9 protein-coding genes are annotated in these 11,643 nt (G+C 71.6%); 4 read left to right on the plus strand and 5 right to left on the minus strand.

Annotated features, from left to right (window positions below; genetic code table 11):
- The first annotated feature begins 75 nt into the window (after positions 1 to 75).
- Complete coding sequence (locus GL263_RS12265; protein ID WP_182855695.1) at positions 76 to 1,107, plus strand: alanine racemase; 1,032 nt, start codon at positions 76 to 78, stop codon at positions 1,105 to 1,107.
- A gap of 168 nt (positions 1,108 to 1,275) precedes the next feature.
- On the opposite strand, the gene GL263_RS12270 is transcribed toward GL263_RS12265, so the two are convergent.
- Positions 1,276 to 2,358 carry an inositol-3-phosphate synthase gene (locus tag GL263_RS12270; protein WP_182855696.1) on the minus strand — a complete coding sequence of 361 codons (1,083 nt, stop codon included), beginning with the start codon at positions 2,356 to 2,358 and terminating at the stop codon, positions 1,276 to 1,278.
- 47 nt (positions 2,359 to 2,405) lie between these two features.
- Entirely contained in the window at positions 2,406 to 3,113 is a 708-nt protein-coding gene (locus GL263_RS12275; RefSeq protein ID WP_182855697.1) for a PadR family transcriptional regulator, read from the minus strand.
- 389 nt (positions 3,114 to 3,502) lie between these two features.
- On the opposite strand from GL263_RS12275, the gene GL263_RS12280 reads away from it, so the two are divergent.
- Entirely contained in the window at positions 3,503 to 6,169 is a 2,667-nt protein-coding gene (locus tag GL263_RS12280; protein WP_182855698.1) for a transglycosylase domain-containing protein, read from the plus strand.
- Positions 6,170 to 6,270: 101 nt separating this feature from the next.
- Here the strand turns inward: GL263_RS12280 and GL263_RS12285 are convergent, their stop codons facing one another.
- Complete coding sequence (locus GL263_RS12285; protein WP_182855699.1) at positions 6,271 to 6,723, minus strand: GNAT family N-acetyltransferase; 453 nt, start codon at positions 6,721 to 6,723, stop codon at positions 6,271 to 6,273.
- Positions 6,724 to 7,313: 590 nt separating this feature from the next.
- On the opposite strand from GL263_RS12285, the gene GL263_RS12290 reads away from it, so the two are divergent.
- A complete protein-coding gene (locus GL263_RS12290) occupies positions 7,314 to 8,489 on the plus strand; it encodes a globin domain-containing protein (RefSeq protein ID WP_438947951.1) in 1,176 nt (391 codons plus the stop codon).
- Between the two features lie 3 nt (positions 8,490 to 8,492).
- On the plus strand, positions 8,493 to 9,554 hold the full coding sequence (locus GL263_RS12295; protein WP_323379364.1) for a pyridoxamine 5'-phosphate oxidase family protein: 1,062 nt from the start codon (positions 8,493 to 8,495) through the stop codon (positions 9,552 to 9,554).
- Between the two features lie 66 nt (positions 9,555 to 9,620).
- Here the strand turns inward: GL263_RS12295 and GL263_RS12300 are convergent, their stop codons facing one another.
- Entirely contained in the window at positions 9,621 to 10,160 is a 540-nt protein-coding gene (locus GL263_RS12300; RefSeq protein ID WP_182855701.1) for an NUDIX domain-containing protein, read from the minus strand.
- Between the two features lie 248 nt (positions 10,161 to 10,408).
- Positions 10,409 to 11,590 (minus strand): cystathionine gamma-lyase, encoded by a 1,182-nt coding sequence (locus GL263_RS12305; RefSeq protein ID WP_182855702.1) that lies wholly within the window; start codon positions 11,588 to 11,590, stop codon positions 10,409 to 10,411.
- Positions 11,591 to 11,643 lie beyond the last annotated feature (53 nt).

Consider the following 11,643-nt stretch of genomic DNA (forward strand, 5'->3'; position numbering starts at 1 on the left):
GCCGAGCCGGTCGACGCCCCCACAGCACACAGACACGCTCCGCAAGAGACGCAAGAGAAAGGTCCACCACCGGCCATGGCGCTCTCCCTCTACGTCGACACCGAACGCTGGCGGGCGCACCAGCGTTCGGTGATCCAGCAGTTCCCGGGCATCGTCCCGGTCTGCAAGGGCAACGGTTACGGCTTCGGCCACGAGCGGCTGGCCGACGAGGTGTCCGGGTTCGGCTCGGACCTCATCGCGGTCGGCACCACCTACGAGGCCGCCCGCATGAAGGACTTCTTCAGCGGCGACCTGCTGGTGCTGACCCCGTTCCGGCGGGGTGAGGAGCCGGTGCCGCTGCCGGACCGGGCGATCCGCTCGGTGTCCTCGGTGGACGGCGTGGCCGCCCTGGTGGGCGCCCGGGTGGTCATCGAGGTCATGAGCTCGATGAAGCGGCACGGCGTGGTCGAGGAGGACCTGGAGAAGCTGCGGGCCTCCATCGACGACGTGCGGCTGGAGGGCTTTGCCATCCATCTGCCGCTGGACCGCACCGACGGCACGGACGCGGTGGACGAGGTCATCGGCTGGATGGACCGGTTGCGGGCCGCCCGGCTGCCGCTGGACACGATGTTCGTCAGCCACCTCGGGCCCGAGGAGTTCCAGCGGCTCCAGCAGCAGTTCCCGCAGACCCGCTTCCGGGCGCGTATCGGTACCCGGCTGTGGCTCGGCGACCACGAGGCGACCGAGTACCGGGGCGCGGTGCTGGACGTGACGCGGGTGGTCAAGGGCGACCGCTTCGGCTACCGCCAGGGCAAGGCGTCGGGTGACGGCTGGCTTGTCGTGGTGGCAGGCGGCACCTCGCACGGCGTCGGTCTGGAGGCGCCGAAGGCGCTGCACGGGATGACCTCGCGGGCCAAGGGCGTGGCCCGGGCCGGCCTCGCGACGGTCAACCGCAACCTGTCGCCGTTCGTCTGGGGTGGCAAGCAGCGCTGGTTCGCGGAGCCGCCGCACATGCAGGTGTCGATCCTGTTCGTTCCGGCGGAGGCCCCGGAGCCGAAGGTGGGCGACGAGATGGTGGCGATCCTCCGGCACACCACCACGCAGTACGACCGACTCGTCGAGCGCTGAGCGACTCCTCCAGCGCTGAGCGGGCTTGCCGCGCGCTGAGTACCGAGCGGGGAAACGGTGAGGGCCGGTGTGTGTTTCACGTGAAACACACACCGGCCCTCACCGCTTGACCGTGTCGGTTGCGCAACGCGCGCAACGCGCGTAAGTCGCGTCGGGCTGGCCGACGGCTCAGCGCTCGACCTCGCCCTTGATGAACTTCTCGACGTTCTCGCGGGCGACGTCGTCGAAGTACTGCACCGGCGGGGACTTCATGAAGTACGAGGACGCGGAGAGGATCGGACCACCGATGCCCCGGTCCTTGGCGATCTTCGCGGCGCGCAGCGCGTCGATGATGACACCGGCGGAGTTGGGGGAGTCCCACACCTCCAGCTTGTACTCCAGGTTCAGCGGGACGTCGCCGAACGCGCGACCCTCCAGGCGGACGTAGGCCCACTTGCGGTCGTCCAGCCAGGCCACGTAGTCCGACGGGCCGATGTGCACGTTCTTCTCGCCCATGTCCCGGTCCGGGATCTGGGAGGTGACGGCCTGCGTCTTGGAGATCTTCTTGGACTCCAGCCGGTCCCGCTCCAGCATGTTCTTGAAGTCCATGTTGCCGCCGACGTTCAGCTGCATCGTGCGGTCCAGGACGACACCCCGGTCCTCGAACAGCTTGGCCATCACGCGGTGCGTGATCGTCGCGCCGACCTGGGACTTGATGTCGTCACCGACGATCGGCACGCCGGCCTCGGTGAACTTGTCCGCCCACTCCTTGGTGCCGGCGATGAAGACCGGCAGCGCGTTGACAAACGCGACCTTGGCGTCGAGCGCGCACTGCGCGTAGAACTCGACGGCGGTCTGGGAGCCGACCGGCAGGTAGCAGACGAGCACGTCGACCTCGGCGTCCTTGAGCGCCTTGACGACGTCGACCGGCTCGTCCGCCGACTCCTCGATGGTCTCCCGGTAGTACCGGCCCAGACCGTCGTAGGTGTGGCCGCGCTGCACCGTCACGCCGGTGCTCGGCACGTCGCAGATCTTGATGGTGTTGTTCTCGCTGGCGCCGATGGCGTCCGCGAGGTCGAGGCCGACCTTCTTGGAGTCGACGTCGAACGCGGCGACGAACTCCACGTCGCGGACGTGGTACTCGCCGAACTGCACGTGCATCAGACCCGGGACGCGGCTGTCCGGGTCGGCGTCCTTGTAGTACTCGACGCCCTGCACCAGCGAGGCGGCGCAGTTGCCCACGCCGACGATGGCTACGCGAACCGAACCCATTCCGGTTGCTCCCTGTGTTCTCGAAGCGTCCCCGCTCGCGCGGGGACTCATGTGGTGTCCTCGGACGGATCCGGCCGGGTGCTCCCCCGATGCCGGGGCAGACCGCCCGTGTCTTCTGTCCGGCGGTCGCCCGCCTCGTCCCGCCGCCCGGTCGCGTCCTTCAGGTCGCGCCCGTTGCGCCGGTCACGTTGATCACGCCCGGCCCGCTCGCTCTCGATCAGCTCGTTGAGCCAGCGGACCTCGCGCTCCACGGACTCCATGCCGTGGCGTTGCAGCTCGAGGGTGTAGTCGTCCAGCCGCTCCCGGGTCCTGTTGAGCGAGGCGCGCATCTTGTCGAGGCGCTCCTCCAGGCGGCTGCGCCGCCCCTCCAGTACCCGCATCCGCACATCGCGGGTGGTCTGTCCGAAGAAGGCGAAGCGGACGCCGAAGTGCTCGTCCTCCCAGGTGTCGGGACCGGTCTGGGCCAGCAGCTCCTCGAAGCGCTCCTTGCCCTCGGCGGTGATCCGGTAGACGATCTTCGCCCGCCGCCCGGTGAGCTGCGCGGTGAGGGGCTCGACAGCGTCGCTGGCGTGCTCCTCGGCGATCCACCCCTGCTGGACGAGGGTCTTCAGGCAGGGGTAGAGCGAGCCGTAGCTGAACGCCCGGAAGACGCCCAGCGAGGTGTTGAGTCGTTTGCGCAGCTCGTAGCCGTGCATCGGGGCTTCCCTGAGCAGCCCGAGGACGGCGAACTCCAGGATGCCCGACCGCCTGCTCATCGAGGTCGCCCATCCCTTCCCTGATCCCGTCGTCGTTCGTCTCGGTCTGTCCGATTCACGTGCTGTGTCGAGCTGATGTATCGACTCGATACATCCTGACGATAGAACGCGTTGTCACATGCGGCAAGACATGATCGCGTTTCGGGACCCAGATCACGGAACCAACTCATCCGTGGAGCCCGACAGCTCCCGAAAAGCCGGGAAAGGCGCCTTCTGTCCCTGCGTACTCTGAGCGCTGTGCAGAACATGTCCGGGAACCGTCCGACGCCGCCGCGCGTCGTCGTCCTGGATGCAGTGCGCCCATTTGTGCGAATGGAACGCACTTCGGGGGACCGGAAGTACACTGCCGCCTTCAAGCGTGGGTGCCTGACCGAGGAGTAGCTGTTCCCATGAGCGAGCATCGTCGTAAGCCGCCGCAGTCACGCGGCCGCCGTGCCGCGCAGCCGCCGCAGTCCCGTGGCCGCCGCGCGGCACAGCCCAGTGGCGCCACCACGAGCTCCTACGGCGCCGGCGACCCCGCCGCCGGTGGGCGGGCTGAGGCCCGACGTGCCGCCGGGCGCGGCGGTCGGCGCCGCGCGGAGGAGACCACGGCCCACGGCGCGGCGGCCGCCGGTCGCGGACGGCGTGCGGAGACGCCGGCGAAGAAGCGCCTCATCGACTACCCCCGCTCGGGCAAGTACGGCGTGCGCCGCTGGGTGCCGTCCTGGAAGCACATCCTGACGCTGTGCGTCGGCTTCCTCGGCCTGCTGGTCGGCCTGTCCGGCCTCGCCCTCGCGCTCGTCGACGTGCCCGACGAGCACGCCGCAGCCAAGGCCCAGAACAACGTCTTCTACTGGGCCGACGGCAAGGTGATGGGCCGGGACGGCGAGACCAACCGGCAGAACATCGGGATCGAGCAGATGCCGCTCACCCTCCAGGAGGCGGTGATCGCCGCCGAGAACGCCAGCTTCCGCACCGACTCCGGCGTCGACCCGAAGGGCATCGCCCGGGCCGTCGTCAACATGGCCAGGGGACAGCAGACGCAGGGTGGCTCCACGATCACCCAGCAGTTCGTGAAGAACAACTTCCTGTCCCAGGAGCAGACCATGAGCCGGAAGGTGAAGGAGCTCTTCATCTCCATCAAGGTCGGCACCACGCGGGAGAAGGACGAGATCCTCCGGGGCTACCTCAACACCGCGTACTTCGGCCGCGGCGCGTACGGGGTGCAGGCGGCCGCCCAGGCGTACTACGGCATCAACGCGGAAGAGCTGGAGCCGGACCAGAGCGCGTTCCTCGCCACCCTGCTCAAGGGCGCCGACTTCTACGACCCGGCCGGCGGCGAGGGCCCCGGGCGCTCCCCGCAGGAGAACCGCAAGCGCGCCGAGATCCGCTGGGCCTGGGTGCTCGACCGCATGGTCGAGGTCGGCCAGATGTCGGAGGCCGATCGGGCCGAGTACCAGGAGTTCCCCGAGCCGATCCGCCGGCAGAGCCAGAGCGGCAAGGTCGGCCAGGTCGGCTACCTGATGGAGCTGGCGAAGAACGAGGTGCTGCGCAAGACCGGCATGGACAAGGGTCTGCTGGACCTCGGCGGATTCCAGATCCACACCACGTTCGAGCGCAAGAAGGTCCTCCAACTGGAGAAGGCGGTCAACAAGGTCCGCAAGGAGAAGCTGGACCCGAAGACCCGGGAGAAGGACAAGCACGTCCAGTTCGGCGCGGCCTCGATCGTGCCGAACGACGGCGCGATCGTCGCCATCTACGGCGGCGCGGGCTTCGACAAGGGCCACTTCTTCAACAACGCGGACTCCTCGGGTGTCCAGGTCGGTTCGACCTGGAAGCCGTTCGTTCTGGCCGCCGCGATGGAGCACGGCACCGTGCAGAGCGAGGGCCGGCCGATCACGCCGGAGAGCAAGTACAACGGCGACAACCTGCTGACGATCAAGAACCCGGACGGGTCCGACTACCTGACCAAGGACCACGAGCCGTTCAAGCAGGTCAACCTCAACGCCAAGGACTGGGGCTACATCAGCCTCGAACGGGCGATGGAGGTCTCGGCCAACACGCCGTTCGTGCAGCTCGGCATGGACGTCGGCATGCACAGGGTCAAGGAGATGGCGATGGCCGCCGGGATCAAGGAGGGGCAGATCGACCCCGCCCTGAACCCGTCCTTCGCCCTCGGCACCTCCACGCCGAGCGCCATCCGGATGGCCGACGCCTACGCCACCTTCGCCGCCTCCGGCACCCAGACCGAGCCGTACTCGGTGACCAAGGTGGTGTCCAACGGCCAGGAGATCGAGGGCTTCGACAAGCCGTCGCGGAAGTCCGCGATCGACCCCAACGTGGCCGACAACGTCACCGCGACGCTGGAGAACGTCGTCCAGGGCGAGAACGGCTCCGGCTGGCGGGCACGGGAACTCGGCCGTCCGGTCGCCGGCAAGACCGGTACGACGGACAAGGGCCGCTCCGCCTGGTGGGTCGGCTACACGCCGCAGCTGTCCACCTCGGTGGCCATGTTCCGGTTCGACCCCGACGGCGACCGCACGCCGCTGTCCCTCAACGGCACCGGCGGCGAGGACGCCTCCGGTGGCGGCATGCCCACGCAGGTCTTCGTGAACTACATGAAGGAAGCCGCGAAGGGCACCCCGAGGACGCCGTTCCCGAAGCCGCGCCCGCTGGGCGAGCCCTTCGACCAGGTCGGCGCGCCCACCGAGACGCCGACGCCGACCGAGACGCCGGACGTCGAGGAGAGCCCGGAGCCGGAGGAGCCCAGCGAGGAGCCCTCCGAGCCGTCCGAGACGCCGAGCCCGACCGAGTCCGAGTCGTGCAGCCCGTTCGACCCGCGCTGCAACACCGGCGGCAACAACAACGGTGGCGGCGGCAACAACAGCGGCGGCGGCCAGGACGGCGGCACGACCACCGAGGGAACAACAAGCGGCCAGGACGGCGGCTTCACCGAGGGAACAACCGACGGCCAGGACACCGGCGGTGAGACCGACGGGGCGAGCGGCGGCGGCCCGAGAGGCGGCGGCTCGGGCAACGGCGGCACGATCTTCGGTCAGGGCGGCTCGAACGAGTAGCCCGCCCGGTCGGGCACCCTGCGTGGGGCCTCTCCCGCGCCTCCCCGCTTTGTCGGGGGGCGGGAGGGGCCCCTCCGCGTGTCAGGACGGCGATCAGTGGCTCACAGCGCGAGCTTGAATCCCGTGTGGGTTGCCGCGAAGCCCAGTCGCTCGTAGAAGCGGTGCGCGTCCACCCGGCTGTTGTCGGAGGTCAGTTGGACGAGCGCGCAGTCGAGCCGCCGGGCCTCGTCGACCGCCCAGCGGATCAGCTCGGCGCCGAGCCCGCCGCCGCGCTCGTCCGAGCGGACCCGCACCGCCTCGACGAGCGCGCGGCTGGCGCCGCGCCGGGACAGCCCGGGGATGACGGTCAGTTGGAGCGTGCCCACGACGGCGCCGGCGCGTTCGGCGACCACCAGGTGCTGGTTGGGGTCGACGGCGATGCGCGCGAACGCGGCCTGGTACACGTCCGGTTCGGAGGGACTCTCGCGCTGGGCGCCGAGCGGGTCGTCGGCCAGCATGGCCACGATCGCCGGGACGTCCCCGGCGGTGGCGGCTCGTATCACAAGATCACTCATGGCTCCCACGGTACGCGCGGGACCGGTTCGCGCGGGACCGGTTCGCGTGTGGCGGGTTCTCGCGTGGCGGGTTCGGCGGCGGGGGCGCCCGAGGGGCGAAATATTGTAGGTCGGCGGATAGGCGCGGAATCGGTGTTCCGCGAATTCTCACGTGTGCGGGCGGCCGCGGCGGGTATGGTCGTCCACGCGTCGCGCCGCACGGCCTGTCCGAGCACCGCTCCCGCCGTCGAATGTGTGGCCATGGCATCGGAAAGAGATCGGGGAATTCCACGCACAATCCGGTCACATGTGTGACCGATTCGATCAGAAACGCAGAGGCGAGGCAGCGCATGACCACGATGTCGGAGAACCGCGACATACCCGTCAGCGGTGGACGGCCCGACGGGACGGGTGACCAGTGGTCGGCCGGCGCCGGTCGACCACTGCCGCCACCCGCTTCCGGATCGCAGGATCGTTCCGCCAGTCAACCCCCCGCGGCCTCCGGCCCGGCTTCCGGCCCGAGCCGCGAGGCGCCCCCGGACCCGGGCACGACCCCCGGCCTCCCGCCGGCCGGCGGGACCCGGGCCGTCACCGACCCGCCGCCGGTTCCCGTGCCCCCGGTCACCGGCCCCACCGGCGCGGACGTCGAACTGATCCGGCGCACCCTCGCCGAGATCCAGCCCGTCGCCGACAAGGTCACCGGCCACTTCTACGCCCTGCTCTTCCTCCGGAACCCCGAGCTGCGGGACCTCTTCCCCGCCGCCATGGACACCCAGCGCGACCGGCTGTTCGGCGCCCTGCTCACCGCCGCGCGGCACGCCGGCGACCCGGCCGCCCTCACCGCCTACCTCTCCGACCTCGGCCGCGGCCACCGCAAGTACGGCACCCGCGCCGAGCACTACCCCGCCGTCGGCGAATGCCTCATCGGCGCGCTCACCCGCTACGCCCACCACACCTGGTCCCCGGCCGCCGAGACCGCCTGGGTGCGGGCGTACACCCTCATCTCCCAGATCATGATCGACGCGGCCGCCGAGGACGAGCAGCGGTCGCCCGCCTGGTGGCAGGCGGAGATCGTCTCCCACGAACTCCGCACCCCCGACACCGTCGTGCTGCGGCTGCGGCCCGACAAGCCGTACCCCTTCCGCGCCGGCCAGTACACCAGCGTCGAGACACCCTGGTGGCCCCGGGTGTGGCGGCACTACTCGTTCGCCGGCGCGCCCAGCGCCGACGGCACGCTGACGTTCCACGTCAAGGCCGTGCCCGCCGGATGGGTCTCCGGCGCCCTCGTGCACCGCGCGCGACCCGGCGACGTCCTGCGCCTCGGCCCCCCGGCCGGCAACATGATCGTCGACCACTCCACCGACAACGGGCTCCTCTGCCTCGGCGGCGGCACCGGCATCGCCCCGATCAAGGCGCTTGTCGAGGACGTCGCCGAGTACGGGCGCCGCCGACTCGTCGACGTCTTCTACGGCGCCCGCACCGACCAGGACCTCTACGACCTCGAGACCATGCTGCGGCTGGAGCGGACCCACCCGTGGCTGTCCGTCCACCCCGTCGTCGGCGACGGCTGCCCCGTCCGGGCCGCCGGCCTCACCGGACAGGTCCCCGACGCCATCCTCGGCGCCGGCAGCTGGACCGGCTACGACGGCTACGTCTCGGGCCCGCCCGGCATGATCCGCAGCGGCGTGCACGCCCTGCGCCGCGCCGGCATCCCACCGGACCGCATACGACACGACTCGTTCGAAACGATCAGCGACCTCCAGGCACCGGCGCTCGCGGGAGAGTGACACGTGGCAGCAGAACCAGACGCGACGATCCGGCCCGGCAGACCGGGCAGCGCCGGCGAGCACGAGATCCAGCGCCGCCTCGACTCCACCCACCGCGCCGACCGCTTCTACGACGAGCAGATGCTCGACCACCTGAACGAAAGAATGTGCGAGTTCGTCGCCCAGCAGGAGATGTTCTTCCTCGCGACGGCCGACGCGCGCGGCGAGTGCGACAACACGTTCCGGGCCGGCCCGCCAGGATTCCTCCGGGTACTCGACACACACACGCTCGCCTTTCCGGAATACCGGGGCAACGGCGTACACGCCAGCCTCGGCAACATCCAGGAGAACCCCCACCTGGGCATCCTGCTGGTGGATTTCCTGAACGCCAGGATCGGACTCCACGTCAACGGCACCGCCCGCCTTGTCGAGGACGCCGCCATGCGCGCCGACCACCCGGACCTGCCCGTCGACCCGGTACCGGGCCGCCGCGCCGAGCTGTGGGTGGAGGTGACCGTCGAGGAGGCCTACATCCACTGCTCCAAGCACATCCCGCAGTTCCAGAAGGCACCGCGCCGCCCCGCCCGTGCCTGGGGCACGGACGACGTCCGCCGCAAGGGCGGCGACTACTTCGGCGTCGCCGCCGGCGCGGCGACGCGCGCCGCGAAGGCCGACGCGGCGAGTGCCGCGAAGTCCGGCGCGGCGGAGGCCGCTCCGGCGGCGGCCCCCGCGAAGAGCGGCACTCCGACGGACGCCTCGCCGACGCCGGCGCCCGCCCCGCACGCGGGCACGAACCCGCAGCCGGGCGGTGCGCGGAACCCGGGCGAGGCGGCGCGGCCGGGCCGTGAACCGGCTCCGACCCCGGCGTCGGCCTCGGCTCCGGGGTCGGCGAAGTCGGGCGGCTCGGGGCGACTCTCGGCGAGCGTGCTCGCCTGGCAGCGTGAGGCCCGCCGCGTGCTGGCCGAGGCGGAGGCCAGGGGACGGACGGCGGCCCGTGCCTCGGAGGCCGCCGCGTCCCACCGACATGCGGACCGCGCCGGCCGGGCCGACCGGGCCTTCCAGGGCTGGTTCACCGGGACCGCGTGAACCGGCGGCGCACACCGAGCCGGCGGCCACGTGCCTCGGCCGCGTGCCTCGGCTGTGCGTCGCGCCTCAGTCGAAGTCGGGCGCCAGCAGGGCGCGGACGCCCTCGATGTTCGCGCTGAGGTAGGCCCGCAGCCGGGGCGGCACGACCTCCACCGAGTTCACGCCCTCCGCGCTGAACGGCAGCCGCACGATCGCGTACTCGCCGCGCGGCTCGTCCACCTCGGGGCCGTGCCGCCGGCTGGGGTCCATGGCCGCCAGCCGGCAGACGAAGAAGTGCTGCACCTTCACCGCCCCCGCCGGCAGCGGCTCACCGCCCGGCGGGGGCCCGTCGTCCTCCGGCGAGTAGGCGACGGTGTCGACGAACGCGGGAACCACGTCCGTGACCCTGGCGCCCAGTTCCTCCGCCACCTCCCGGTGCAGGGCGTCGATCACGCTCTTGTCGCCCTCCTCGACCCCGCCGCCCGGCGTGATCCAGTAGGGCTCGCGGCCCGGCTTGGTGCGCTTGATGAGGATCAGCTCGTCGCCGTCGAGCAGGATCGCCCGCGCGGTCCGCTTGACGACGGGACGGTACCGCTGCGGTCCGGGGACACGACGTTCTTCCGCCATGCCTGAAGATCTGCCGCGCCGCCGCCCCGCACAAACCTCCCGCCGGGCGGGCCGCGGCGCTCTCCTCCCCGTTGAGGGACCCGCGGGACGGCGGAAGTCCCCCGGTCATATGCCGCACGGGTAATGGGAAACTGACCGAGAGTGAACTACTCTGGTGCCAGGCGCGGATGGCGCCGGCATACGGGCGGCGGTTTGGGGCGCGAGGGGGGAGCCCCAAACCGTCCCGCCCGACCTTCCCGGGGGCGTACTCAGCCCGCCTGTGCGGCGTCGCGGGCCTGGCGCAGGTCGGCGACGAGGTCGGCCGCGTCCTCCACGCCGACCGACATCCGCACAAAGCCCTCGGGCACGTCGTCGCCGCCCCAACGGCCCCGTCGCTCGGCCGTGCTGCGCACGCCGCCGAAGCTGGTGGCCTCCTCCACGATCCGCGTCGCCGCCAACAGCCGCTCGGCGAAGGTCCGGTCGGGCAGGGTGAACGACAACACGCAGCCGTAGCCGCGCATCTGACGGGAGGCGAGTGCGTGCGCCGGGTCGTCCGGCAGCCCCGGATAGCGCACCTCCCGCACCTCGGGCCAGCTCCGCAGCTCCTCCGCGAGCACCAGCGCGTTCCGCTGCTGCCGTTCGGTGCGCAGGTGCAGGGTGGCCAGGCTGCGGTGGGCCAGCCACGCCTCCATCGGACCCGGGATCGCCCCCACCAGCTTGCGCCAGCGCCGCACCGACCCGGTGAGCGCCGCGTCCCGGCAGGTGACGTAGCCGAGCAGCACGTCGCCGTGGCCGCTGAGCGCCTTGGTGCCGCTGGCCACGGAGAAGTCCGCGCCCAGCTCCAGCGGGCGCTGCCCGAGCGGCGTGGCGAGCGTGTTGTCGACGGCGACGAGGGCGCCCTCGCGGTGCGCCGCGTCCGCCAGCTCGCGGATGTCGCAGACGTCCAGGCCGGGGTTGGCGGGCGTCTCCAGCCAGACCAGGTCGGCGCCCTCGATCGCCTCGCGCTGCCGCGCGCTGCCCGTGGGGACGGCCCGGACGGTGGCGCCCAGCTCGGTCAGCCGCTCGCTCAGCGGGGTCAGCAGGTTGTAGCCGTCGTCCGGCAGCACCACCGTGCCGCCGGGGCGGACGTGGGAGAGCAGCACGGCCGAGATGGCCGCCATGCCGGAGGCGAAGACGGTCGCCTCGGCGGGCTCGTCCGGTGACTCCAGGGTGGCGACGGCCGCCTCCAGGGCGGTCCAGGTCGGGTTGCCGTCCCGGCCGTAGGTGTACGTGGCGTCGGCCGGGTCGCCCGGCAGGTGGAAGTGGGCGGCGAGGACGGGCCCCGGCATCGGCGGGGCGTCCGGAGACGGCTCCGGCAGCCCGGCGTGCACGGCGCGGGTGCCCTCCCCGGCGCGGGCGGGGACGGTGGGTGCGGTGGCGTCGGGGCGCGGCGTCGCGTGGTGGTCGCTCATCGTGCGGCCTCCTGCGGTTCGGCCTCCGGCGTCGGCTGGGCGGGGACGGGGGC

Source organism: Streptomyces durbertensis, assembly GCF_014156695.1.
Lineage (GTDB): Bacteria > Actinomycetota > Actinomycetes > Streptomycetales > Streptomycetaceae > Streptomyces > Streptomyces durbertensis.